Here is a 23,779-nt window from a genome sequence, read left to right as displayed (position 1 = left end):
CTGGTCAGGCGGCGGGAACACAGGCCGCGAGGAGTTCGACGAAGCTGATGCTCTCGCGCGCCACGCCGAAGGCCTCGGCCCGCAGCAGGGTGCGCTCGGCCCAGGCGCGGTGCGGCTTGACCTCGTTCATCTTGTTCGTGTAGGCGGAGCGCAGCACTCCGCCGCCGCTGCGGTCCTCGTGCAGGATGTCGGCGGCGTCGCTGTACTCCTCGTGCGTGACGACGTTCAGCGCGTGCACGATCGGGACGTGGGTGGGGTGGATGCAGGTCTTGCCCTGGAGTCCGTTGGCGCGGTCCAGTTCGATCTCGCGCAGCAGCCCGTCCATGTCGCGCTCCAGCAGCGCGGCACGCAGCTCCTCGGACTCGCCCTCGGCGAAGGGGCTGCGGCGCAGCTGCGGCTTGAAGATGCGCTCCTGGTGGCGGAAGTACTCCCAGACCGGGCCGGTCACGGTGAAGCCGGAGCCGTCGGCGCGGCCGAGGACGTTGACGACGTCGGCGATCACCGAGGCGACGATCCGCACGTCGTAGGCGGTCATGGCGGGCCCGCGGCGGATGCCGTAGGAGGAGCAGAAGTCGGTGACGCCCAGGCGCAGCGCGAGCACCCGCTCGCGGTACTTGTCGACGGTGCGGGATATGCCGTTGAGCGCCTCGACCCGGGTCTCCAGGTGCATCAGCTCGGGCGACTCCAGCACGGGCATGGCGAACAGCCGGCGCCCGCACGCGGCCTCGGCGGCGGTGAGCGCCTCCAGGAAGGGGACGCCGGTCTCCTCGGTGAACTTCGGCAGCACGAAGCCCGACAGCAGGGCGACGCTGTCGCCGAGCCGGGTGGTGAGGTCGGTGATCTGCCACGGGGTGCGGACCCGGATGAAGAGCAGCGGCAGGGCGCCGGCGGCGTCCGGGCGGTCGGCGAGGTCGCGGAAGTGCCGGACGATGTTGGCCTCGCCGGCCTCCACGTCGCGGTCGTCGATGGAGTCCTCCAGGCACAGCACCATGGACACGACCCCGCGCGCGGCCTGCTTCAGCACGTCGTCGGCGAGCGAGGGCCGCGTCGCCGGCGAGTAGAGGGTCGCGCCGAGGGCGGCCGCGAGCATCGCCGCGGGCGAATCCGAGGTGAATTCCCGTGGCTCGATGTGAAACAGCTCCTGCCGCGTTTCGGCGGCGAGGTGGCCGAAGTGTCGCATGGCGCCCCCTTTCCAGGTACGGGTCAAGTGACGGGCCTTGAGGACATCTGGCCGATTATCGTACGAGTGAGCATGCCCCAGACGTTCCCTCCGAACGTGAAGAACACGTAACCACCGCAGGTCGGCGGGGTGACCCGGAGGATCCCGTCCACCGTACGGCGGGGACCGGGGCGGCGGAAGCGCCGCCGCGGGGCCCGGCGCCCCCGTCCGACGTTGTGAGGCGGCCCGCCGGAAGGGCAGGATGGCGGGCATGACGCACGTGATGGTGAAGGGCTCGAACGTCCCCCTCGACGCCCCCGGCATCCGCGCGGTGCTGCGCTGGAGCCCCGGCAGCGGAACACCCGACGTGGACGCCTCCGTGCTGCTGCTGGGCCCCGGCGGCAAGGTGCGCTCGGACGCCGACTTCGTCTTCTACAACGCCCCCCGGCACCCCTCGGGCGTGGCCCGCCACCTGCCCAAGCACCGGGTGGCCGAGGGCCTGACCGACACCGTCGAGGTGGACCTCGCGGCGCTGGACCCCGGCGTCCAGCGGGCGGTCATCGCCGCCTCCTGCGACGGCGGGCCCTTCCGGCTGGTCCGCGACCTGTGCGTGCTGCTGTACGACACCGCGGCGCCCGGCGGCCCGCCGCTGCTGACCTTCGACGTACGCCCCGACACCGGCGCCGAGACCGCGCTCAACTGCGGCGAGCTGTACCGCAAGGACGGCGGCTGGAAGTTCCGCGCGGTGGGGCAGGGCTACGCGACCGGCCTGGTGGGCCTGGCGACCGAGTTCGGCATCACGGTGGACGACGCGGCGGAGGAGGGCGCCCAGGCCGCGAAGGGCGACGACGCCACGTCCCAGGCCCAGACCCCGGCCCCTGCTCCCACGCCGAACCGCCCGCCGCAGCCGCCGAGCCCGTCGCAGGTGCAGACCCGGCCGCACCCCGCGCCCTCGCCCGACCAGTCCAGCGCGTACGGCTACCCGCTGCCCGCGCCCGCCGTCGGCCACGTCCCCGCCCAGCCCGCGTACGGCTACCCGCAGCCCGTCGCCGCCCCGCCGCCGCCCTCGGTGGCGCCGCAGGTGCACCAGCAGCCGCAGCCCGGCTACCCGGCGTACGGCTACCCGCAGCCGGTGGCCGCCTCCGCGGTGGGCGGCCCGGTCTTCGCGCTGCCCCCGCAGGGGCCGCAGTTCCAGCAGCAGCGCTGACGGGGTGGTCCGGGGCCGCGGTCAGAGCTTGGACTTGTAGCCGCGGCCCCATTGCAGGCCCCAGCCGTACAGCCGGTCGATCTCGGCCTGGAAGCCGTAGACGTACTTGACCTCGCGGCGCACGGTCAGCTCGCCCTTGTTGTTCTCGATGAGCACCACGGCGCACGAGCGGGCCTGCGGCTCGCGCTCGTTGAGCGGGATCTCGATGCGCGGGCCGGAGCCGGGGAAGATCTCGATCTTGGCGTGCGTGCGGTCGAAGGCGGGCGTGCCGTCGTAGATGTAGACGAAGACCAGCAGCCGCTTGAACTCGTCGCGCTTGTCGAAGTTGATGTAGAGCGTCTCACCGGAGGTGCCGCCGAAGCGGTCGTCGCCGCTCATCTGGATGTACGGCGGCGCGTCCAGGTCGCCGTGGAACTCGCCGAGCGGCTGGACGACGCCCTTGCTGCCGTCGGCCAGCTCGTACATGCACGCCAGGTCCAGGTCGACGTTGACCATCGCCGGACCGGCGGCCTGGACCACCCGGGGCCGGAAGACGTCGAACTGGCGGCGCAGGAAGCCGCGCTCGTCGGTGGCCCAGCTGCCGGTGTCGGACGAGCGCATCGACCACGACAGATTGACCCGCATGTTGCCGACCGCCGCGCCCTGCTTGGTCAGCGACACCACCGGGTGCCGCTTGGTCAGCTCGACCGTGTGCGCGTTCGCCATGTCGAACTGCGCCGCGCCGCTGGGCCGGAAGAAGTCCCGCCACGCCATTGCCGCCACCCCTCCGTAGCCGTAGCTCCCCCCGCACACGTGCCGCTGCCCCCGCCGGGCGGCGGGGGCAGCGGGACGTCACGGGTGACCGGTCACACGCCGGTCGTGACTTCCGTCTTGTCGTCGTCCGCCGACTGGGAACCTTCCCCGAGACGACGGTTGCGTACCACCGACGACCAGTACGACGCCGCGATCAGGACGACGCCGACGAGGCCGGTGACGACCTCGCTGATGTCGTACTTGATGGTGGCCAGCAGGATGAAGGCCAGCGCGCCGATCGCGTAGTGGGCGCCGTGCTCCAGGTACACGTAGTCGTCCAGCGTGCCCTTGCGGACCAGGAAGACGGTCAGCGACCGGATGTACATCGCGCCGATGCCGAGGCCGAGCGCGATCTCGAAGATGTCGTTGCTGATGGCGAAGGCGCCGACGACACCGTCGAAGGAGAACGAGGCGTCGATGACCTCCAGGTAGAGGAACATGAAGAACGCGGCCTTGCCGGCCAGCCCCGCCACCTGCCCGGCGGTGGGGCCGCTCTTCTCCGCGGCCGCGCCCTCGGCCTCGTCGTCCCCGTCCTCGTCGTCGTCCTCCTCGTCCTCCAGGCGCTCCTCGAAGAAGCCGGAGACGCCGCCGACCACGAGGTACGTGATGAGGCCGCCGACACCGGCGAGCAGGACCGTCTCGGCCTTGTCGATCTCACCGTGCCCGCCGTGCACCGGAACACCGGTGGCCACCGTGGTGGCGGCGATCACGAGCACGACGAGCGCGATGACGACCGAGAGCATGTCCAGCTTGCCGAGCTTGGCCAGCGGGCGCTCCAGCCAGCCGAGCCAGGTGATCTCGCGCTCCTCGAAGATGAAGTCGAGGAAGATCATCAGCAGGAACATCCCGCCGAAGGCCGCGATGGCCGGGTGGGCTCCGGTGACCAGCGCCTCGTAGCGGTCGTGGTCGTTGATCGCGACCTTGACCGCCTCCCACGGGCTCAGCTTCGCGGTGATCGCCACGATGATGATCGGGAAGACCAGCCGCATGCCGAAGACCGCGATGAGCACGCCCACCGTCAGGAACATCTTCTGCCAGAAGGCGTTCATCTTGCGCAGGATGCCCGCGTTGATGACGGCGTTGTCGAACGAGAGCGAGATCTCCAGGACCGACAGGATCGCTACGATCGCGAGTCCGTGCCACCCCCAGAGGACGCCGGCCAGGGCGAGGCCGGCGGCAGTGATGCCGAACGACCAGCCGAATGTTCTGAGGAGCACGTGCTTCCCACCCAATCCTTGTGACCTATGACCACGAGGTCCCCCGCACGGTGCGGGCTTTACGAAACGTTGACCCCGAAGTCTAGGGCGATCCCGCGCAGACCGGAGGCGTACCCCTGACCTACCGCACGGAACTTCCACTCGCCGTTGTAGCGGTAGAGCTCGCCGAAGATCATCGCCGTTTCGGTCGACGCGTCCTCGGTGAGGTCGTAGCGGGCCAGCTCGGCTCCGTCGCTCTGGTTCACGACCCGGATGTACGCGTCGCTGACCTGCCCGAAGGTCTGCGCACGGGCATCCGCGTCATAGATCGACACCGGGAAGACGACCTTGTCGGCCCGCTCCGGGACCAGCGTCAGATCCACCAGGATCGTCTCGTCGTCGCCGCCGCTGCCGCCGGTGAGATCGTCACCGGTGTGCTCGACGGAGCCCTCGGGACTCTTCAGATTGTTGTAGAAGACAAAGAACTCGTCCCCCAGCACCCGGCCGTTTCCGCACAGCAGCGCGCTGGCGTCCAGGTCGAATTCGGCGCCGGTGGTCGAGCGGGCCCGCCAGCCCAGGCCGATCTGCACCCGGGTGAGATTCGGCGCGGCCTTGGAGAGGGAGACGTTGCCTCCCTTGGCCAGTGTGACGCCCATGGTGGTCCTTCCCCCTAGGTCGGTGCTCTGTCGCTGCTGCTCGTCGCTGCCGCTCGGTCGAACCGGCCCGGGTCAGACGTTGACGCCGAAGTCCTGCGCGATGCCGCGCAGACCCGAGGCGTACCCCTGGCCGATGGCGCGGAACTTCCACTCGCCGCCGTGCCGGTACAGCTCACCGAAGACCATCGCCGTCTCGGTCGAGGCGTCCTCGGTCAGGTCGTAGCGGGCCAGCTCGCGCTGGTCGGCCGCGTTCAGGACGCGGATGTAGGCGTTGCGCACCTGGCCGAAACTCTGCTGGCGCTGCTCGGCCTCGTAGATCGACACCGGGAAGACGATCTTCACGACGTCGGCCGGCACGCCCGCGAGGTTGACGTTGATGACCTCGTCGTCGCCCTCGCCCTCACCCGTGAGGTTGTCACCGGTGTGCTCGACCGAGCCGTCCGGGCTGCGCAGGTTGTTGAAGAACACGAAGTGCTGGTCCGACAGCACCTTGCCCGCCTCGTTCGTGAGCAGCGCGCTCGCGTCGAGGTCGAAGTCGGCTCCGGTGGTCGTGCGTGCGTCCCAGCCCAGACCGACGACGACCGCCGTGAGATTGGGCGCCTCCTTGGTCAGCGAGACGTTGCCACCCTTGCTCAGGCTGACTCCCACGAGTCCTCCCCATCGGTTCGTGTGTATACGTTCGTGCCACCGGGCGATCCACCCGGTCAACGAGGCGAGCTTAGTGACCCGTTCCCGTCGACCGCACTGCTTCCAGCGCCTTTACGTAGTCGTGAAGGTCCCGCGCGTCCGGCAGCCCGTTCAGCACGGACCACCGGATCACACCGTCCCGGTCGATCACGAACGAGCCGCGCAGCGCGCAGCCCTTCTCCTCGTCGAAGACGCCGTACGCGCGTGAGGCGTTGCCGTGCGGCCAGAAGTCGCTGAGCAGCGGGAAGTCGAAGCCCTCCTGGTCGGAGAAGGCGCGCTGGGCGTGCATGGAGTCGCACGAGACCGCGAGGAGGGTGGTGTCCTCGCGCTGGAGGACGTCCAGCTCTCGCTGGAGGGCGTGCAGCTCGCCGCTGCACACGCTCGTGAAGGCGAACGGGTAGAAGACCAGCACGAGGTTCTTCTTCCCGTGGAAGCTCGTGAGGGTGGTCGTCCGGCCGTGCTGGTCGGGCAGCGCGAAGTCCGGCGCCGGCCTCGGCAGGGTGCTGCTCATTCTTCCTCCTGGCGGCGGGCGCCCCGGGCTGCCCCTTGCGGTGCCCCCGCGGCCGTCCGCCGGTGGGGGCTGAGCGCGCAGTTCCCCGCGCCCCCTGAGGGTGCCCTCTTCACGCGGGGTGAGCGTTTTTTTGGGGGCGCGGGGAACGGCGCGCTCAGCCCACCGCGAGTGGCACTCGGCAACGCAAATAGCCCCGGCGGCGGGGAGCCGCACCGCCGGGTGAGCCGGGAAGGCTACCGCTTGCCGGCCTTCGCCGCCTTCGGCGTGACCAGACGCGTCCCCGTCCAGTCCTTCGCGGCGTTGACGCTGCTGGTCTGCGCCAGTCCGGCCGTCTGCGCGGCCTCGCCGATCTCGCTGGGCTCGACGTGTCCGTCGCGGCCCGTCTTGGGCGTCATGAGCCAGATCGGGGCCCCGGGGTCGACCGTCGATGTCGCGTCGACGAGCGCGTCGGTGAGGTCGCCGTCGTCCTCGCGGAACCACAGCAGGACGGCGTCGGGCACGTCGTCGTACTCCTCATCGGCGAGCTCCTCGCCCGTGAGCTCCTCGATACCCTCGCGAAGCTCCTGGTCGGTGTCCTCGTCGTACCCGAGCTCCTGGACCACCTGTCCGGGCTCGAAACCAAGCCGGCTCGCCGGGTTGGTCCGCTCCTCCGCGTGGTCCGCGGTCGCGCTCACGCTTTGCCTCCTGTCATGGGGTGAGCCCGCGCGCACGCGGACTTATTGGCGGTAGTCCACACGGGCGCGGCGGATCGCGCAAGTACCCGGCGTACGAGACCGCCGAAACGGTGACGATTCGACCGTGTCACCGCAACCCGTACCCCCTATGGTGACGCAGCTCACGACGGTTTGCCGGTGTTACGCACGATTGGCGCCGCCAGTCGGTCGTACGTCCGAGTGGGCGTAGAGTTCACGTTTGGCCGCGGGTGGGACCCGGCCCGAATTGCCGCAGTCCCGGATGTTCCGCGGTTACCACTGGGTAGAGATGACGTTTGACGCGGGGCGGTCCACGATGGATGCGGCGCGACCCCGCGGTGCAAACGAGCACCACCACCGAGCAGCAAAGGAACAGCGTGGCTTCCGCATCCGATCGCAACCCGATCATCATTGGCGGCCTTCCGAGCCAGGTCCCGGATTTCGATCCCGAGGAGACGGCGGAATGGCTGGACTCGCTGGACGCGGCCATCGACGAACGCGGCCGTGAGCGCGCCCGCTACCTGATGCTGCGGCTCATCGAGCGTGCCCGCGAGAAGCGCGTCGCGGTGCCCGAGATGCGCAGCACCGACTACGTCAACACGATCGCCACCAGGGACGAACCGTTCTTTCCCGGCAACGAGGAGATCGAGCGCCGCATCCTCAACGCCACCCGGTGGAACGCCGCCGTCATGGTGTCGCGCGCGCAGCGCCCGGGGATCGGCGTCGGCGGCCACATCGCGACCTTCGCGTCCTCGGCCTCGCTCTACGACGTGGGCTTCAACCACTTCTTCCGCGGCAAGGACGACGGCACCGGCGGCGACCAGATCTTCTTCCAGGGCCACGCCTCCCCCGGCATCTACGCCCGCGCCTTCCTGCTCGACCGGCTGACCGAGGCGCAGCTCGACGCCTTCCGGCAGGAGAAGTCGAAGGCGCCGAACGGCCTGTCCAGCTACCCGCACCCGCGGCTGATGCCGGACTTCTGGGAGTTCCCGACCGTGTCGATGGGCCTGGGCCCGCTCGGCGCGATCTACCAGGCCCGGATGAACCGCTACATGCACGCGCGCGGCATCGCCGACACCTCGGCGTCGCACGTGTGGGCCTTCCTCGGCGACGGCGAGATGGACGAGCCGGAGTCGCTCGGCCAGCTGTCCATCGCCGCCCGTGAGGGCCTGGACAACCTGACCTTCGTCGTCAACTGCAACCTGCAGCGCCTCGACGGCCCGGTGCGCGGCAACGGCAAGATCATCCAGGAGCTGGAGTCGCAGTTCCGCGGCGCCGGCTGGAACGTGATCAAGCTGGTCTGGGACCGCTCCTGGGACCCGCTGCTGGCCCAGGACCGCGACGGTCTGCTCGTCAACAAGATGAACACCACGCCGGACGGGCAGTTCCAGACGTACGCGACCGAGTCCGGCTCGTACATCCGCGAGCACTTCTTCGGCGGCGACCAGCGGCTGCGCAAGATGGTCGAGAACCTCACCGACGAGCAGATCCTGCACCTCGGGCGCGGCGGCCACGACCACCGCAAGATCTTCGCCGCCTACACCGCGGCGCTGGCCCACCAGGGCCAGCCGACGGTGATCCTCGCCCAGACCATCAAGGGCTGGACGCTCGGGCCGAACTTCGAGGGCCGCAACGCGACCCACCAGATGAAGAAGCTCACCGTCGACGACCTCAAGCGCTTCCGCGACCGGCTGCACCTGCCGATCACCGACCAGCGCCTCGACGAGGGCTACCCGCCGTACTACCACCCCGGCCGGGACTCCGAGGAGATCCAGTACATGCACGACCACCGCAAGGCCTGCGGTGGGTACGTGCCGACCCGGGTGGTGCGCGCCAAGCCGCTGCCGCAGCCGGCCGACAAGACGTACGCGGCGGCGAAGAAGGGCTCGGGCGCCCAGTCCATCGCCACCACGATGGCCTTCGTGCGGGTGCTGAAGGACCTCATGCGGGACAAGGAGATCGGCAAGCGCTTCGTGCTGATCGCCCCCGACGAGTACCGCACCTTCGGCATGGACGCGTTCTTCCCGAGCGCGAAGATCTACAACCCGCTGGGCCAGCAGTACGAGTCGGTGGACCGCGAGCTGCTGCTCGCCTACAAGGAGTCGCCGACCGGGCAGATGCTGCACGACGGCATCTCCGAGGCGGGCTGCACGGCCTCGCTCATCGCGGCGGGCTCGGCCTACGCCACGCACGGCGAGCCGCTCATCCCGGTCTACGTCTTCTACTCGATGTTCGGCTTCCAGCGCACCGGCGACCAGTTCTGGCAGATGGCCGACCAGCTCGCCCGCGGCTTCGTGCTCGGCGCGACGGCCGGCCGCACCACGCTCACCGGCGAGGGCCTGCAGCACGCGGACGGCCACTCCCAGCTGCTGGCGTCCACCAACCCGGCGTGCGTCGCCTACGACCCCGCCTACGCGTACGAGATCGCGTACATCGTGCAGGACGGTCTGCGCCGGATGTACGGCGAGACGGCCGACGGGCAGCCCGGCGAGGACGTCTTCTACTACCTGACGGTCTACAACGAGCCGATCCAGCACCCGGCCGAGCCCGCCGACGTGGACGTCGAGGGCATCCTCAAGGGCATCCACCGGATCCGGGCCGGGGCGGCCGGGGCGGTCCCGGCGCAGATCATGGCGTCCGGCGTGGCCGTGCCGTGGGCGCTGGAGGCCCAGCGCATCCTCGCCGAGCAGTGGAACGTACGGGCCGACGTGTGGTCCGCGACCTCCTGGAACGAGCTGCGCCGCGAGGCCGTCGCCGTCGAGGAGCACAACCTGCTGCACCCCGAGGAGGAACAGCAGGTGCCGTACGTGACGCGCAAGCTCACCGGCGCCGAGGGGCCCTTCGTGGCCGTCTCGGACTGGATGCGCTCGGTGCCGGACCAGATCTCCCGCTGGATCCCCGGGCAGTACACCTCGCTGGGCGCGGACGGCTTCGGCTTCGCCGACACGCGCGGGGCGGCACGGCGTTTCTTCCACATCGACGCCGAGTCGATCGTGCTCGCCGTGCTGACCGAGCTGGCGCGTGACGGCAAGGTCGACCGGTCGGTGCTCAAGCAGGCCGTGGACCGCTACCAGCTGCTCGACGCGTCGGCCGCCGACCCCGGCGCCGCCGGCGGCGACGCCTGACACCCGCACCCACGGAGCACCCCGGAGCCCCGGACGGCAGCCCTGCCGCCCGGGGCTCCGCCCGTTCCCGGGCCTTGTCACGCGCTTTCCCGGCCCCGGCTTGTCTAGGCTGACCGGGCGCGCCGCCGTCCCCTGACCCCCGGCCGGGCCGCCCGCACCCCCGCACGGTCCACGCCGCTCCGTCCCGAGGCAACCGCGAGTGTCCGCACCTCCAGCGCCGCCCCTTCCCCGCGAACCCCTTGCCGGGGAGCCGCGCCGCACCGGGGCCCGGCCCGCCACGGGAGGCCCGCCGCGCCCGCGCGGGCCCCGCCCCGGCACCGGTCCCGCGCGGGCGGTGGCGCTGCCGCGTCCGCGGACCGAGGCCGTACCCCCGAAAGCCGTACCCCCGAAGGCGGTACCCGCCAAGGCCGCGCCGCCGGCCGCCCGCGTCTTCCTGCCCGGCAGGAGGGGGCCCGGGTCGGCGCGGGTGCTGGTGGCGCTCGCCGTGGCCTTCGTGCTGCTGGCCACGACCGGGTGGACGGCCGTCCGCCCGCACGGCCCGCGCGACGCCCGTACCGCCGCCGTGCACGCCTGGCGGCGGGCCACCGTCGCGGGCCACCGGCTGCCGGACCCGGACACCGCGCCGCCCGGCGTCGTCGCGCGCTTCTTCGCGTCCCTCGGCCGCCCGCAGGCCCTCGCCCTGGCCCGCCGCTACGCCCTCGTCGTCGGCAACCTCGACGGGGCGCCCGTGGCGCTGCGCTACCAGGCAAACCGGTACGCGCTGCGCGCCGCCCGCGACCGCGAGCGGCGCCGCTCGGCCGACGCCGCCCTGTCGCCCGCGGGCCGCACGGACGCCGGGCGGCTCGCCAACCGCTACGCCTCGCTGCTGCGCGGCGGCCGGCAGATCCTCGCGTTCGACCCCGCCGGGGACGGGCGGGCCGCCGAGGTCTTCGGCGACCTCACGACGGCGGCCCGGGTCGCCGTCGTCGTGCCGGGCGTCGGCACGGACATCCTCACCTTCGAGCGCACCTACGGCCGCTACTCCGCCCCCGCCGGCATGGCCCGCGCCCTCTACCGGCGCGAGCGCGCCCTCGACCCGTCCGCCGGGGTCGCCGTCATCGCCTGGGCCGACTGGACCGCCCCCCAGGGCATCGGCCTGGACGCCTCCACCGCGGAGCTGGCCGAACGCGGCGCGCCCCGGCTGCTGCGGCTGCTGGCCGCCCTGCCGCGGCGGCAGCACGTGGCCCTCTTCTGCCACTCGTACGGCTCGGTGCTGTGCGGGGTGGCCGCGCCCCGGCTGCGGCGCGGGCAGGTGACCGACATCGCGGTGTCCGGCAGCCCCGGGATGCACGTCGGGAGCGCCGCGGATCTGCACACCGCGGCGCACGTGTGGGCGGCCCGGGACGACGGCGACTGGATAGCGGACGTCCCGCACATCGAGTTCGCCGGGCTCGGCCACGGTACGGATCCGGTCGCCGCGGCGTTCGGCGCCCGGGTGGTGCGGACGGGGCGGGCCGAGGGGCACGCCGGATATTTCGTCCCCGGTACCGCGAGCCTTGCGAACTTCGCCCGTATCGCGCTGGCCCGCTACTCCTCGGTCACGCTGAAGTCTGCGCCCCCCTCCGCGTAACGGGCCTGCACCGTGGGGCAGAGGGATGGACCGATTACGCATAGGGTGACGCGTATGGGCGATGTGCTGGCCGGAAGCAATGCCGTATGGGAGTTCGAGCCCGACGCCGTCGTGATCCGGTACAGCCGGAGCGCGGGCCGCAACGCGCGGCTGCTCCCGGCACTGCGCGAGCGGCGGATCCCGCACGCCGCGCTGGAGGCGGTGGAGCTGGAGGCGGGCCGCCGCGGCCATGTGGTGCTGCGGGCGGTGCCGCGGGCGGGGGCCGACCCGGTGGTCGAGGCGGCGGCCGGTCAGCTCAAGGAGACCGCCGACCCCTACCGGCTGATCCTGCCCGACTCCGCGGAGGTGCTCGCGGAGTTCTACCGCGACGAGCTACGCGCGGTGATCGCCGGACCCGGCGAGCCGCTGACCCGCTTCCTGGTGGACGCCCCGGCCCCGCCGCTGGCCTTCAAGGCGTACGACGCGCGGGTGCTGTTCGACGGCCGCACGGTCAGCTTCCGCTGGTTCTGGACCGGCGCGTCCACCGCCAAGTGGAAGGCCGGGGACCAGAGCTTCCCGGTCGAGGAGCTGCGCGGCGTCGACTGGCGCTCCCCGGAGCTGCTGCACGGCTATCTGCGGCTGCTGCGGCGCGACGGCGGGCCCCAGCCGGGCGAACCCGACCAGGACCCGGCCGCCGTGCTGTTCGGCCTCGGCTACGGCCCGGTGCAGGAGTCGCTGCCGTTCGCCGCCGCGGTGCTCGCGGCGATCCGGGCGGCCCGCGTCCGGCCGTAGCCGCGGGTCACTCGCGCGCGTCGGACGTCGAGCTCATGTCCGGGTAGCGGTCGCCCGCGACCTGCCCGGCGATGGCGTCCAGCTCGGCCAGCTCGGCGCCGTCCAGCACGATCCCGGCCGCCGCGACGTTCTCCAGGACCCGGGAGGCCTTGCGGGTGCCGGGGATCGGCACGACCGCCAGGCCGTGCGCCTGGGCCCGCGAGTGCACCCACGCCAGCGCGATCTGCCCCGGTGTCGCGTCGTGCGCCTTCGCGACCCGGCGGATCGGCTCCAGCAGCTCCGCGTTGCGCCGGGCGTTGTCGCCGGTGAAGCGCGGCTGGTGGCGGCGGAAGTCGTTCGCGGCGAGATCCGCGGTGGCGTCCTGGAAGGAGCCGGTCAGGAAGCCGCGCCCGAGCGGCGAGTACGGCACGAAGGCCACACCCAGGTCGGCCGCCGCGCCGACCACCGACTTCTCCACGTCCCGGCTGAAGAGCGACCACTCCGACTGCACCGCGGCGATCGGGTGCACCGCGTGCGCCTCGCGCAGCTCCGGCCCGGTCACCTCGGACAGCCCCAGGTGCCGCACCTTGCCCGCGGCCACCAGCTCGCCCATCGCGCCGACCGACTCGGCCAGCGGCACGTCCGGGTTGCGGCGGTGCATGTAGTACAGGTCGATGACGTCGATGCCCAGGCGGCGCAGGCTCGCGTCGACGGCCTGCCGGATGTACGGCGGGTCGTTGCGGATGGCCCGGTAGGTCGGGTCGTCCGCGCGGCGCTCGTTGGCGAACTTCGTCGCGAGGGTCACCTCGTCGCGGTGCGCGGCGAGGAAGGGCGCGAGGAACTCCTCATTCGCGCCGATGCCGTACATGTCGGCGGTGTCGAAGAGCGTCACGCCCGCGTCCAGCGCGGTCTCCAGCGTCTCGCGGGCGGCAGCCTCGTCGGTGTCGCCGTAGAACTCGCTCATGCCCATGCAGCCCAGGCCCTGGACACCCACCAGCGGGCCGTCCGCGCCCAGCCGTACCGTCTCGATCCGTGCGGCGGCCATCATGCACCTGTCCTCTCCGGCGCCGGTTCGGCGCCCCCATACGTACCGATCTTGTGGTCGAGCACCGTCAGGGTGTCCTGCAGCTCGGCGATCCGCGCGACCACGTCCTCCCGGGTCGCCTCCAGCAGCGCCTTGCGCTGCGCGAAGGTCTGCTCCCCGGCCTTGACCATCTCCGCGTACGTCACCATGTCGGCGACCGGCATACCCGTCAGCCGCAGCTTCCCGACGAAGGCCAGCCAGTCCAGATCCCGGTTCCGGAAGCGGCGCTGCCCGGTGTTCGACCGGTCCACGTGCGGCATCAGCCCGATCCGCTCGTACCAGCGCAGCGTGTGCGCGCTCAGCCCGGTCAGCTCGGCGACCTCGCTGATCGTGTACTGGTCCCGCCCGTCCGGTCTCGGATACGGCGGGGGCGGCGTGCACACCGCGGCCGGGGGTGTTTCCTGCTGCACCATCTGGACGACCGTCATGCTCTCCACGCTAAGACCTTGGAGTGCACTCGAAGCAAGTACGGCCGGTTAGGCTCGCCGCATGCAGACCCTGCGGATGATCGAACAGTGGCCCGTCCCGAACGCGGCGGCGGTCGTCGTACGCAAGGACGGCACCCTCGCGGGCACGTACGGCCCCCAGGACCGGCCCTTCCCGCTCGCCTCGGTCACCAAGCCGCTCACCGCCTGGGCGGCGCTCGTCGCCCTCGAGGAGGGCGCCTACGAGCTCGACGACCCCGCCGGGCCCGACGGCTCGACCGTACGGCATCTGCTCGCGCACACCTCGGGCCTCGCGTTCGACGAGCACCGGGTCATGGCCGCGCCGGGCACCCGGCGGATCTACTCCAACGCGGGCTTCGAGGTCCTCGGCGAGACCGTCGCCAAGGCCACCGGGATGTCCTTCGCCTCCTACCTCGACGAGGCGGTGCTCCAGCCGCTCGGCATGACCGCCACCACGCTGCCGGGCTCCCCCGGCGCGGGCGCCGTCTCCACCGCCGCGGACCTGGCCCGCTTCGCCGCGGAGGTGCAGGCGCCGCGCCTGCTCCACCCCACGACGGTGGCGGGCGCGACCCTGGAGGTCGCCTTCCCCGGCCTGCGCGGCGTCCTCCCCGGCTACGGCATGCAGTCCCCCAACGACTGGGGCCTCGGCTTCGAGATCCGCTCCACCAAATCCCCGCACTGGACCGGCGCGCACTCCTCCCCCGCGACCTTCGGTCACTTCGGCCAGTCCGGCACGTTCCTGTGGTGCGACCCGAACGCGGGGTTCGCGTGCGCGGCCCTGACCGACCGCGATTTCGGCCCCTGGGCCATCGAGGCGTGGCCGCCCTTCACCGACGCGGTGCTGGCCGAACTCGCGTAGGGGGGCTGAGGCCCAGCCCCACGGGCTGCCCCGTACGGCCGTCGCGGGACCGTCCGCCGGTGGATGGCTGAGCGCGCAGTTCCCCGCGCCCCTGGGTGACTGCCACTTGGCGTCGCCGGGTGCCTTTCCCACCGTGGGGGCTGAGCGCGCAGTTCCCCGCGCCCCTGGTGTGTTGCCCTGCGCGGCATGAGCAGGCCCTTACCGCCCAGGGTGAGCGTTTTTAGGGGCGCGGGGAACTGCGCGGTCAACCCACCACCGGGGGAAGGTCCCGGGCCGGCCGCAAGGGGCAGCCCGGGGGGCTGGGCCTCAGCCGAAGGAAGGCTCCGCGGACATCGCCCAGTAGACGTATTCCGCCGGGCCCTCCGTGCTGAGCGCAGCGGATTGCTCGTCCGTGAGGCGGGCGGCGTCGCCCGGAGAAAGCTCGGCTCCGTCGAGCCGCACGGTGCCCCGGAGTACGTGGACGTACCCGAAACGGGCCCCCGGCAGGGAGAGCTCGTCCGGCGCGGCCGGGCGCCCCGCCCACAGGGTCGCCGCGGGCTGCCGCAGGGGCAGCACCGCGTCGGGGCTCTCCCCGGCGAGGAGCGTGAGGCCGGGCCCCACCGGCACGGGCGCGGTCGCGGCGGCGTACTGCGGGGGCACCCCGAAGGCGCCGGGGTGCAGCCACATCTGGAGGAAACGCAGGGGCCCCGCCCCGGCGTTGGCCTCGATGTGCCGTACCCCCGAGCCCGCGCCCAGCAGTTGCGCGTCCCCGGCCGCCAGCCGTACGACGCGCCCCGAGGCGTCCCGGTGCTCCAGGGTGCCTTCGACGACCCACGTCACGATCTCCGTGTCGCGGTGCGTGTGTTCGGCGAATCCGGCGCCCGGCGCGAGCCGTTCCTCGTTGCAGGCGACGAGCAGCCCGAAGCGGACGTTGCCGGGGTCGTAGTAGCCGGAGAAGGAGAAGGCGTGCCGGGTGTCGATCCCGGCGGCCTCGTCCCCGCCGCGGTAGCGGTCGGCGGCCCGCCGTACGTCGATCATGCGGCCCACCGTATCCACCGGCGGGGGAAGTGGGGCGAAAGCCCGCGAACGGGCATCCGGCGAATGGCGGGAAATCGGACCCCATAGGCTTGGCCATGTGCCGCATGCCTCGCAGTCTCCGCAGCCCCCCGCCGAACCCGGTCGCGGGGAGCACTCCGCGACGCTGCGCCGGCTGGAGAAGTCGGCGGGGCGGCTGGCCGCCAACGCCATCGCGCGGATGGACGAGACGCTGCCGTGGTATCGCGCGATGCCGCCGGAGAACCGCTCCTGGATCGGCCTGGTCGCCCAGGCGGGCATCGCGGCCTTCACCGAGTGGTTCCGGCACCCGGAGGCGCCGCAGGCGATCAGCACGGACGTCTTCGGCACCGCGCCGCGCGAGCTGACCCGGGCGATCTCGCTGCGGCAGACCGTGGAGATGGTGCGGACCACGATCGAGGTCATGGAGGCCGCGATCGACGAGGTCGCGGCGCCCGGCGACGAGGCGGTGCTGCGCGAGGCGCTGCTGGTGTACGCGCGGGAGATCGCCTTCGCCACCGCGCAGGTCTACGCGCAGGCCGCGGAGGCGCGCGGCGCGTGGGACGCCCGGCTGGAGTCGCTGGTGGTCAACGCGGTGCTGTCGGGCGAGGCGGACGAGGGCGTGCTGTCCCGGGCCGCGGCGCTGGGCTGGAACTCGCCGGACAAGATCGTGGTGGTGCTGGGCACCGCGCCCAACGGGGACAGCGAGCTGACGGTGGAGGCGATCCGGCGGGCCTCGCGGCACGCGAAGCTCCAGGTGCTGACCGGGGTGCTGGGCGAGCGGCTGGTCGTGGTGGCGGGCGGCTCGGACGATCCGCTGCGGGTCGCGAAGGCGCTGATCGGGCCGTTCGCGCCGGGTCCTGTGGTGGCGGGCCCGGTGGTGGGCGACCTGCTGTCGGCGACCCGCTCGGCGCGGGCCGCGGCGGCGGGTCTGCGGGCCTGCCAGGCGTGGCCGGACGCGCCGCGGCCGGTGTCGTCGGACGATCTGCTGCCGGAGCGGGCGATGGCCGGCGACCGGACGGCCCGCGAGCAGTTGGTGGAGGAGATCTACAGGCCGCTCGAAGAGGCGGGTTCCGCGCTGCTGGAGACGCTGAGTGTCTATCTGGAGCAGGCGTCTTCGCTGGAGGGGGCCGCGCGCATGCTGTTCGTGCACCCCAATACCGTTCGCTACCGGCTGCGACGTGTGACCGATGTCACCGGCTGGTCACCCTCCGATGTGCGCTCGGCGTTCACCCTGCGCATTGCCCTGATCCTCGGCCGGCTCTCCGAGAGCGAGCGGCCTCACTAGGGGTTTGTTGGACACCCACAAATCACCTCACAGTTCTTGGTCCCTGTCCCCACGGGCGTCGGACCCCGTCGGCGAGAGAGAGTGTGAACGTGCTCGTACTCGTCGCTCCCGGCCAGGGCGCCCAGACGCCCGGCTTCCTCGCCCCATGGCTCGAACTGCCCGGCGCCGCCGACCGCCTCGCCGGGTGGTCCGCCGCGGCCGAACTCGACCTGGCCCGCTACGGCACCGAGGCCGACGCGGACGAGATCCGCGACACCAAGGTGGCGCAGCCGCTGCTGGTGGCCGCCGGTCTGCTGTCCGCGGACGCGCTCGGTGTCACCCCCGCCGTGCTCGCCGGACACAGTGTCGGCGAGATCACCGCGGCCGCGCTCGCCGGAGTGATCTCGGCGGACGACGCCATCGCCTTCACCGCCGCGCGCGGTCGGGCGATGGCCGAGGCCGCCGCGGTGACCGAGACCGGTATGTCCGCGGTCCTCGGCGGCGACCCCGACACCGTGCTGGCGCACCTCGACGCGCTCGGCCTGACCCCGGCGAACATCAACGGGGCCGGTCAGATCGTCGCCGCGGGCACCCTGGAGCAGCTCGCCGAGCTGTCCGCGAACCGCCCGGAGAAGGCGCGGGTCATCGCGCTCAAGGTGGCGGGCGCGTTCCACACCGCCCATATGGCCCCGGCCGTCGCCGCCCTGGAGACGCTCGCGCCGAAGTTGGCCGTAAACGACCCGTCCGTCCCCTATGTTTCCAACGCCGACGGGCAGACGGTGGACAGTGGCGCCGAGGTTGTCCGCCGGCTCGTGGTGCAGGTGTCCAACCCGGTGCGCTGGGATCTGTGCATGGAGACGTTTGTGGAGCGCGGCGTCACCGCGATCATCGAGGTCTCGCCCGGCGGCACCCTCGTCGGGCTGGCCAAGCGGGCGCTGCCCGGGGTGCGGACGCTGGCGCTGAAGACCCCCGAGGACCTGGAAGCGGCCCGCGAGCTGATCGCGGAGGACGCCGAAGCAGCGGCCGCATCCGAAGCACCTGCCGAACAGGAGCCGTTGCAGCGATGACAGCGAAGATCAGCCCCAGCAAGGGTTCCCCGTACGCGCGGATCCTCGGCGTGGGCGGCTACCGCCCGAGCCGGGTGGTGCCCAACGAGGTGATCCTGGAGCGCATCGACTCCAGCGACGAGTGGATCCGCTCGCGGTCCGGCATCGCCAGCCGGCACTGGGCGGGCCCGGAGGAGACCGTCGCGGAGATGTCGCTGGAGGCGGGCGGCAAGGCCATCGCCGACGCCGGGATCAGCGCCTCCGAGATCGACGCCGTCGTCGTCGCGACGGTGTCGCACTTCAAGCAGACCCCGGCCGTCGCGACCGACATCGCGCACCGCATCGGCGCGGGCAAGCCGGCCGCGTTCGACATCTCCGCGGGCTGCGCGGGCTTCACCTACGGCCTGACCCTCGCCAAGGGCATGGTCACCGACGGCACCGCCAAGTACGTGCTGGTGATCGGTGTGGAGCGGCTGAGCGACCTGACGGACCTGGAGGACCGGGCGACGGCCTTCCTGTTCGGCGACGGCGCGGGCGCGGTCATCGTGGGCCCCTCCCAGGTGCCGGCGATAGGTCCGACGGTGTGGGGCTCGGAGGGCGACAAGTCCGAGACCATCAAGCAGACCGTGTCGTGGGACGAGCACTTCCGCGGCGCCGAGGCGGCCGAACTTCCGGTGGACTCGTCCGGCAAGGTGAAGTTCCCCGCCATCACCCAGGAGGGCCAGGCGGTCTTCCGCTGGGCGGTCTTCGAGATGGCCAAGGTCGCCCAGGAGGCGCTGGACGCCGCCGGGGTCAGCGCCGACCAGCTGGACGCCTTCATCCCGCACCAGGCCAACATGCGCATCATCGACTCGATGATCAAGGCGCTCAAGCTGCCCGACCATGTCGCGGTCGCCCGCGACATCGAGACCACCGGCAACACCTCCGCCGCGTCCATCCCGCTCGCCATGGAGCGGCTGCTCGCCACCGGTGCGGCCAAGAGCGGTGACACCGCGCTGGTCATCGGCTTCGGGGCGGGTCTGGTGTACGCGGCGACTGTGGTTACTCTCCCCTAGTCACACCCCCGCGGCGCCGCAGTCCCGCGCCGTCGCTTTCGGTTACACATCAAGGAGCCCCGAAGACAATGGCCACCCAGGAAGAGATCGTCGAAGGTCTCGCCGAGATCGTGAACGAGATCGCCGGCATCCCCACCGAGGACGTCAAGCTCGACAAGTCCTTCACCGACGACCTGGACGTCGACTCGCTGTCCATGGTCGAGGTCGTCGTGGCGGCCGAGGAGCGGTTCGGTGTGAAGATCCCGGACGACGACGTCAAGAACCTCAAGACCGTCGGCGACGCGGCCGACTACATCCTCAAGGCCCAGCAGGCCTGACGCCCGTAACCGGGCCGAAACGATCCCTCGGCCTCGGCCCGGGGACCGGCAACCGGGACGACGCGCCTGTCGCCCGCCCTTCTAGAGTGGAGAGACAATTCCTGTGAGCCCGACCAATCGCACCGTGGTCGTCACCGGTATCGGAGCAACCACACCGCTGGGTGGCGACAGCGCGTCGACCTGGGAGGCGCTGCTGGCCGGACGGTCCGGCGTGCGCCTGCTCGAACAGGACTGGGCCGCCGAACTGCCGGTCCGCATCGCCGCCCAGATCGCGGTGGAACCCGCCGAGGTGCTGCCGCGGCCGCTGGCCCGCAAGCTGGACCGCAGCGCGCAGTTCGCGCTGATCGCCGCGCGCGAGGCATGGGCGGACGCGGGCTACACCGCGAAGGCCGGCGAGGACGAGAAGGTCGACCCGGACCGGCTCGGCGCGGTCATCGCCTCCGGCATCGGCGGTGTGACGACCCTCCTCGGGCAGTACGACGTGCTCAAGGAGCAGGGCGTCCGCAAGGTCTCCCCGCACACCGTGCCGATGCTGATGCCCAACAGCCCGGCCGCGAACGTCGGCATCGAGGTCAACGCGCGGGCCGGCGTGCACACCCCGGTCAGCGCGTGCGCCTCGGGCGCCGAGGCCATCGGCTACGCGGTGGAGATGATCCGCACCGGCCGCGCCGACGTGGTGGTGGCCGGCGGCACCGAGGCGGCGATCCACCCGCTGCCCATCGTCGCCTTCGGCAACATGATGGCGATGTCCAAGAACAACGACGACCCGCAGGGCGCCTCCCGCCCCTTCGACGCGGACCGCAACGGCTTCGTCATGGGCGAGGGCGCGGGCGTGATCGTGCTGGAGTCCGCGGACCACGCGCGGGCGCGCGGCGCCCGGGTGTACGCCGAGGTGATAGGGCAGGGGATCTCCGCCGACGCCCACCACATCACCCAGCCGGAGCCGAGCGGCCGCGGGATCGCGGCGGCCCTCCAGCACCTGCTGGACAACTCCGACCTCAAGCCGGCCGAGATCGTGCACGTCAACGCGCACGCCACGTCCACCCCGCAGGGCGACATCGCGGAGATCAAGGCGCTGCGCAGCGTCTTCGGCGACGACGTGGACCACATGGCGGTCTCCGCGACCAAGTCCATGACCGGCCACCTGCTGGGCGGCGCGGGCGGCATCGAGACCGTCGCCACCGTGCTGGCCATGCACCACCGGCTGGCCCCGCCGACCATCAACCTGGTCAGCAAGGACCCGGCGGCCGACGCGGACATCGTCTCCGGCGAGGCCCGCCCGCTGCCCGAGGGCACGATCGCGGCCCTCAACGACTCCTTCGGCTTCGGCGGCCACAACGTCGTCCTGGCCGTGCGGAGCTGGAACGGCTGACCTCCGCCGTACGAGCGCGCCGGGAGACCCGGGGCGGGCCGCGTGCCCGCCCCGGGTCCACCGTTTTTCCACCGCCTTACGCGTCCCAGCTCGCGAAGTAGCCCGCCGCCATGTCCTCGCCGCCGTGCCCCTGCGCGGCGGCCCGGCGGAAGCGGGCGGAACCGGCCGAGGCGACGTCCATCCGCACACCCGCCGCCTGCCCGGCCGCGACGATGAGGTCCAGGTCCTTGGCGGCGCCCTCGACCGTGAAGCTCGGGGTGAAGTCGCCGCCGAGGATGGCCGCGGCCTTCGTCCGCAGGTACGGCGAATCCATCGCGCCGCCCTCGATGGCCTCGAAGAAGCGGTCCGGGTCGACGTCCAGCGCCTTGGCCAGGGCGAGCGTCTCACCGGTCGCGGCGGTCAGGGCCAGCACCCAGTTGTTGAGGACGAGCTTCAGCCGGCTGGCCGGGCCCTCCTCGGGCGCGCCGGACAGCCATACGGTCGTCCGCCCGATCGCGTCGAAGACCTTGTCGGCGACCGGCCGGGCGGCGTCCGGCCCGGCCGCGAGCACGGTGAGCTGCCCGGAATCGGCCACCGAGCGGGTACCGAGCACGGGCGCGTCGACGAAGAGCAGGTCGTGGGCGGCGGCGCGGGCGGCGAGCAGCGCCTGCGCCTCGGGCCCGACCGTACCCGTCTGCAGCCAGACGGCACCGGCGGGAAGGGCGGGCTCGGCGGCGGTCAGCACCTCCAGGGTGGCCGGGCCGTCCAGCAGCATCGTCAGCACGGCGTCGGCGCCGCGTACGGCGTCGGCGGGGGCGGTGACGACGTCGATGCCGTCGGCGGCGAGGGGCTTCGCCTTGGCGGTCGTACGGTTCCAGACCCGGACGTGGTGGCCGGCCGCGGACAGGTTGCGGGCCATCCCGGCGCCCATCAGGCCGGTGCCGAGGACCGCGACGGTGAGGTTGTCGGACATGAGCGCAGGCTACGGTGCGGGACCGCTGCCGCGGCAGGGCCCGAACGGGTCACACTGCGCCGGGTGCGGCCGTCCGGGTGACCTCAGACGACCTGGTGCAGCCAGCGGACCGGGGCGCCCTCACCCGCGTAGCGGAAGGGCTCCAGCTCGTCGTCCCACGGCTTGCCCAGCAGGCGCGCCAGCTCCGCCTCCAGATCGGCCTCGCCCTTGCGGGCGCGCTGCATGGCCGCGCGCAGCCGGTCCTCGGGGATCAGGATGTCGCCGTGCATGCCGATGACGGCGTGGAAGATGCCCAGCTCGGGCGTGGCGCTGTAGCGCTCGCCCTCCGAGCCCGCCGAAGGCTCCGCGGTGACCTCGAAACGCAGCAGGTGCCAGCCGCGCAGCGCGGACGCCAGCTTGGAGGCGGTGCCCGGTTCGCCCTGCCAGGAGAACTCGGCACGCCAGGTGCCGGGCGCGGCCGGCTGCCGGATCCAGTCCAGGCTCACGCGCACGCCGAGGACGCCCGCGACGGCCCATTCGACATGCGGGCAGAGCGCGCGCGGAGCGGCGTGCACGTACAGAACACCACGTGTCGTCACCGGTACCTCCAGTGTGGGACGAGGTTCGCCTTCCCCAGCGGCCTCGCCACCCGAACCGGCTGCTCCCGGGGCAACATCAGGCTTTATTCTGCACTATTCACGACAAACAGGACAACACCAGACGTATGACGCCCGGTCATGCCGACCTCCCGTCATCTCACCCGGGTGTCAGGGAAAAAGCTACCTTGCGGCGTCTCCGAGAGCGTGACGTACGGTCGGGCTGGTAGCGGATGTCACCCACTCGTCGGAGGGAAGTCCCGTATGCGCGCGCTCCTGCGACACTCCCTGGCGCTCGTCGCCGGTGCCGCTCTGCTGGGCGGATGCTCCACGGGCGGGACGCCCGCCGCGACCAAGGGCCCCTCGGCCGGGTCGCCCTCCGCACACACCTCGCATTCCGCGCCCAGGCCCGCACCCGCGGCCCCCGCGCACCCCTGGAACGTCCACCCGGCGTCCGTCGCCGCCCTCGGCGACTCCATCACCCGCGGCTTCGACGCGTGCAAGCCCCTGCTGGACTGCCCCGAGGTCTCCTGGGCGACCGGCTCGCGCGACACCGTCGGCAGCGTCGCCAGCCGCGTCACCACGGGCGGCAGCTGGAACCTCGCCCGCACCGGCGCCCGCGTCCGCGACCTCCCCGCCCAGGCGAAGGCCGCCGCCGCGCACAAACCGGCCATGGTCACGATCCTCATCGGCGCGAACGACGCGTGCCGCTCGACGACCGCGGCGATGACGTCCGTCGCCGGCTTCCGCGCGGACTTCGCGAAGACGCTGAGCTACCTGCACCGCACGCTGCCCGCCACACAGGTGCTCGTCGCCTCCGTCCCCGACCTCCAGCATCTGTGGTCCGTGGGCCGCGGCAACCCCCTGGCCCAGCAGCTCTGGAAACTCGGCCTGTGCCCCACGATGCTGGACGACCCCGGCTCCGACACCGCCGCCGCCCGCTCGCGCCGGACCGCCGTCCGCGAGCGGGTCATCGCCTACAACGCGGCGATGGGCGCGGTGTGCGCGCAGTACGTGCGCTGCCGGTACGACGGCGGGGCCGTCTTCCGCTACGCCTTCACCGCGGGCCAGCTCAGCACGTGGGACTGGTTCCACCCCAACCCCCAGGGCCAGCACGAGCTGGCCACCCTCCTGGCGGAAATCGCGTCGCGACCGCCGCGGTGACGCACCGGGGTGCGCCTCGCGCTGCCGCGCGCGACCGTCCGCCGGTGGGGGCTGGTCGCTCCGTTCTCCCCCAGGCTTCGCCCGGGAGGTGCCCCCACGCGCGCCTGGGGGTGCCCCCATCCCGCAGGGTGAGCGTTTTTCAGGGGCGCGGGGAACTGCGCGACCAGCCACGACGGCGGGGAAGGTCGCGACGCCCACCGCAAGGGGCACCCCGGTGCGCAAGGGG

The 23,779-nt window shown here is 72.3% G+C and carries 22 protein-coding genes and 1 pseudogene; 11 read left to right on the top strand and 12 right to left on the bottom strand.

What is annotated here, in order from left to right:
- Positions 1-4 precede the first annotated feature (4 nt).
- Positions 5-1,180, bottom strand: coding sequence for an HpcH/HpaI aldolase/citrate lyase family protein (locus ACWERV_RS13670; protein ID WP_452932499.1), 1,176 nt, complete (start codon positions 1,178-1,180; stop codon positions 5-7).
- A gap of 250 nt (positions 1,181-1,430) precedes the next feature.
- On the opposite strand from ACWERV_RS13670, the gene ACWERV_RS13665 reads away from it, so the two are divergent.
- Positions 1,431-2,366, top strand: a complete 936-nt coding sequence (locus tag ACWERV_RS13665) for a TerD family protein (protein WP_452932497.1) — start codon at positions 1,431-1,433, stop codon at positions 2,364-2,366.
- 21 nt (positions 2,367-2,387) lie between these two features.
- On the opposite strand, the gene ACWERV_RS13660 is transcribed toward ACWERV_RS13665, so the two are convergent.
- The 6 genes from ACWERV_RS13660 to ACWERV_RS13635 form a co-directional block, all read right to left on the bottom strand.
- Positions 2,388-3,119 (bottom strand): TerD family protein, encoded by a 732-nt coding sequence (locus ACWERV_RS13660; protein ID WP_398191846.1) that lies wholly within the window; start codon positions 3,117-3,119, stop codon positions 2,388-2,390.
- A 92-nt stretch (positions 3,120-3,211) separates the two neighbouring features.
- Positions 3,212-4,375, bottom strand: coding sequence for a DUF475 domain-containing protein (locus ACWERV_RS13655; protein WP_452932494.1), 1,164 nt, complete (start codon positions 4,373-4,375; stop codon positions 3,212-3,214).
- Positions 4,376-4,434: 59 nt separating this feature from the next.
- Entirely contained in the window at positions 4,435-5,010 is a 576-nt protein-coding gene (locus ACWERV_RS13650) for a TerD family protein (protein WP_398191852.1), read from the bottom strand.
- Positions 5,011-5,082: 72 nt separating this feature from the next.
- Positions 5,083-5,658, bottom strand: coding sequence for a TerD family protein (locus tag ACWERV_RS13645; protein WP_031523543.1), 576 nt, complete (start codon positions 5,656-5,658; stop codon positions 5,083-5,085).
- Positions 5,659-5,728: 70 nt separating this feature from the next.
- On the bottom strand, positions 5,729-6,208 hold the full coding sequence (locus ACWERV_RS13640; RefSeq protein WP_452932489.1) for a peroxiredoxin: 480 nt from the start codon (positions 6,206-6,208) through the stop codon (positions 5,729-5,731).
- A gap of 233 nt (positions 6,209-6,441) precedes the next feature.
- On the bottom strand, positions 6,442-6,882 hold the full coding sequence (locus ACWERV_RS13635) for a DUF3052 domain-containing protein (protein ID WP_398191859.1): 441 nt from the start codon (positions 6,880-6,882) through the stop codon (positions 6,442-6,444).
- A 395-nt stretch (positions 6,883-7,277) separates the two neighbouring features.
- Between ACWERV_RS13635 and aceE the strand changes: the two genes are divergently transcribed.
- From aceE to ACWERV_RS13620, 3 genes and pseudogenes are all read left to right on the top strand, one after another.
- Positions 7,278-10,025: a pyruvate dehydrogenase (acetyl-transferring), homodimeric type gene (aceE, locus tag ACWERV_RS13630; protein WP_452932485.1), complete on the top strand. Its 2,748-nt coding sequence runs from the start codon at positions 7,278-7,280 to the stop codon at positions 10,023-10,025.
- A gap of 484 nt (positions 10,026-10,509) precedes the next feature.
- Positions 10,510-11,634 carry an alpha/beta hydrolase gene (locus ACWERV_RS13625; protein ID WP_452932624.1) on the top strand — a complete coding sequence of 375 codons (1,125 nt, stop codon included), beginning with the start codon at positions 10,510-10,512 and terminating at the stop codon, positions 11,632-11,634.
- A gap of 54 nt (positions 11,635-11,688) precedes the next feature.
- Positions 11,689-12,402: pseudogene (locus ACWERV_RS13620) on the top strand (DUF4429 domain-containing protein); the annotation flags it as partial.
- Between the two features lie 10 nt (positions 12,403-12,412).
- Here ACWERV_RS13620 and ACWERV_RS13615 read toward each other — a convergent pair.
- Positions 12,413-13,429 carry an aldo/keto reductase gene (locus ACWERV_RS13615; RefSeq protein ID WP_452932622.1) on the bottom strand — a complete coding sequence of 339 codons (1,017 nt, stop codon included), beginning with the start codon at positions 13,427-13,429 and terminating at the stop codon, positions 12,413-12,415.
- A complete protein-coding gene (locus tag ACWERV_RS13610) occupies positions 13,429-13,896 on the bottom strand; it encodes a MerR family transcriptional regulator (RefSeq protein WP_452932482.1) in 468 nt (155 codons plus the stop codon). The genes ACWERV_RS13615 and ACWERV_RS13610 overlap by 1 nt, the downstream gene beginning before the upstream one ends.
- Before the next feature lie 61 nt (positions 13,897-13,957).
- Between ACWERV_RS13610 and ACWERV_RS13605 the strand changes: the two genes are divergently transcribed.
- Positions 13,958-14,773, top strand: coding sequence for a serine hydrolase domain-containing protein (locus tag ACWERV_RS13605; RefSeq protein ID WP_452932479.1), 816 nt, complete (start codon positions 13,958-13,960; stop codon positions 14,771-14,773).
- 306 nt (positions 14,774-15,079) lie between these two features.
- Here ACWERV_RS13605 and ACWERV_RS13600 read toward each other — a convergent pair whose 3' ends face one another.
- A complete protein-coding gene (locus ACWERV_RS13600) occupies positions 15,080-15,790 on the bottom strand; it encodes a pirin family protein (RefSeq protein ID WP_452932476.1) in 711 nt (236 codons plus the stop codon).
- A gap of 97 nt (positions 15,791-15,887) precedes the next feature.
- Here ACWERV_RS13600 and ACWERV_RS13595 point away from each other — a divergent pair, with 97 nt between their 5' ends.
- From ACWERV_RS13595 to fabF, 5 genes are all read left to right on the top strand, one after another.
- The gene (locus ACWERV_RS13595) at positions 15,888-17,093 is read left to right on the top strand and encodes a PucR family transcriptional regulator (protein WP_452932473.1); all 1,206 of its coding nucleotides are present in this window, start codon (positions 15,888-15,890) and stop codon (positions 17,091-17,093) included.
- Positions 17,094-17,182: 89 nt separating this feature from the next.
- Positions 17,183-18,139 carry an ACP S-malonyltransferase gene (locus tag ACWERV_RS13590; protein ID WP_398191881.1) on the top strand — a complete coding sequence of 319 codons (957 nt, stop codon included), beginning with the start codon at positions 17,183-17,185 and terminating at the stop codon, positions 18,137-18,139.
- Complete coding sequence (locus ACWERV_RS13585; protein WP_398191884.1) at positions 18,136-19,173, top strand: ketoacyl-ACP synthase III; 1,038 nt, start codon at positions 18,136-18,138, stop codon at positions 19,171-19,173. The genes ACWERV_RS13590 and ACWERV_RS13585 overlap by 4 nt, the downstream gene beginning before the upstream one ends.
- Before the next feature lie 68 nt (positions 19,174-19,241).
- Positions 19,242-19,490 carry an acyl carrier protein gene (locus ACWERV_RS13580; RefSeq protein WP_398191887.1) on the top strand — a complete coding sequence of 83 codons (249 nt, stop codon included), beginning with the start codon at positions 19,242-19,244 and terminating at the stop codon, positions 19,488-19,490.
- Positions 19,491-19,593: 103 nt separating this feature from the next.
- Entirely contained in the window at positions 19,594-20,862 is a 1,269-nt protein-coding gene (gene fabF, locus ACWERV_RS13575) for a beta-ketoacyl-ACP synthase II (RefSeq protein WP_398191890.1), read from the top strand.
- 76 nt (positions 20,863-20,938) lie between these two features.
- Here the strand turns inward: fabF and ACWERV_RS13570 are convergent, their stop codons facing one another.
- Together ACWERV_RS13570 and ACWERV_RS13565 are read right to left on the bottom strand one after the other, a co-directional pair.
- Positions 20,939-21,814, bottom strand: a complete 876-nt coding sequence (locus tag ACWERV_RS13570) for an NAD(P)-dependent oxidoreductase (protein WP_398191893.1) — start codon at positions 21,812-21,814, stop codon at positions 20,939-20,941.
- An 83-nt stretch (positions 21,815-21,897) separates the two neighbouring features.
- Positions 21,898-22,392, bottom strand: coding sequence for a DUF3145 domain-containing protein (locus tag ACWERV_RS13565; protein ID WP_398191896.1), 495 nt, complete (start codon positions 22,390-22,392; stop codon positions 21,898-21,900).
- Positions 22,393-22,653: 261 nt separating this feature from the next.
- Between ACWERV_RS13565 and ACWERV_RS13560 the strand changes: the two genes are divergently transcribed.
- Positions 22,654-23,553 (top strand): SGNH/GDSL hydrolase family protein, encoded by a 900-nt coding sequence (locus ACWERV_RS13560; RefSeq protein WP_452932469.1) that lies wholly within the window; start codon positions 22,654-22,656, stop codon positions 23,551-23,553.
- The last annotated feature ends 226 nt before the right edge of the window (positions 23,554-23,779 follow it).

This window comes from Streptomyces sp. NPDC004031, assembly GCF_053604375.1.
This window is presented reverse-complemented; position numbering and strand designations above follow the sequence as displayed.

Bases quoted from the DNA above. Each gene is read 5' to 3' on its own strand.
- ACWERV_RS13605 (WP_452932479.1), top strand. From the start codon at position 13,958: ATGCAGACCCTGCGGATGATCGAACAGTGGCCCGTCCCGAACGCGGCG.
- ACWERV_RS13640 (WP_452932489.1), bottom strand. From the start codon at position 6,208: ATGAGCAGCACCCTGCCGAGGCCGGCGCCGGACTTCGCGCTGCCCGAC.
- ACWERV_RS13615 (WP_452932622.1), bottom strand. From the start codon at position 13,429: ATGGCCGCCGCACGGATCGAGACGGTACGGCTGGGCGCGGACGGCCCG.
- ACWERV_RS13600 (WP_452932476.1), bottom strand. From the start codon at position 15,790: ATGATCGACGTACGGCGGGCCGCCGACCGCTACCGCGGCGGGGACGAG.
- ACWERV_RS13670 (WP_452932499.1), bottom strand. From the start codon at position 1,180: ATGCGACACTTCGGCCACCTCGCCGCCGAAACGCGGCAGGAGCTGTTT.
- ACWERV_RS13665 (WP_452932497.1), top strand. From the start codon at position 1,431: ATGACGCACGTGATGGTGAAGGGCTCGAACGTCCCCCTCGACGCCCCC.
- ACWERV_RS13580 (WP_398191887.1), top strand. From the start codon at position 19,242: ATGGCCACCCAGGAAGAGATCGTCGAAGGTCTCGCCGAGATCGTGAAC.
- ACWERV_RS13660 (WP_398191846.1), bottom strand. From the start codon at position 3,119: ATGGCGTGGCGGGACTTCTTCCGGCCCAGCGGCGCGGCGCAGTTCGAC.
- ACWERV_RS13650 (WP_398191852.1), bottom strand. From the start codon at position 5,010: ATGGGCGTCACACTGGCCAAGGGAGGCAACGTCTCCCTCTCCAAGGCC.
- ACWERV_RS13560 (WP_452932469.1), top strand. From the start codon at position 22,654: ATGCGCGCGCTCCTGCGACACTCCCTGGCGCTCGTCGCCGGTGCCGCT.
- ACWERV_RS13610 (WP_452932482.1), bottom strand. From the start codon at position 13,896: ATGACGGTCGTCCAGATGGTGCAGCAGGAAACACCCCCGGCCGCGGTG.
- ACWERV_RS13585 (WP_398191884.1), top strand. From the start codon at position 18,136: ATGACAGCGAAGATCAGCCCCAGCAAGGGTTCCCCGTACGCGCGGATC.
- ACWERV_RS13570 (WP_398191893.1), bottom strand. From the start codon at position 21,814: ATGTCCGACAACCTCACCGTCGCGGTCCTCGGCACCGGCCTGATGGGC.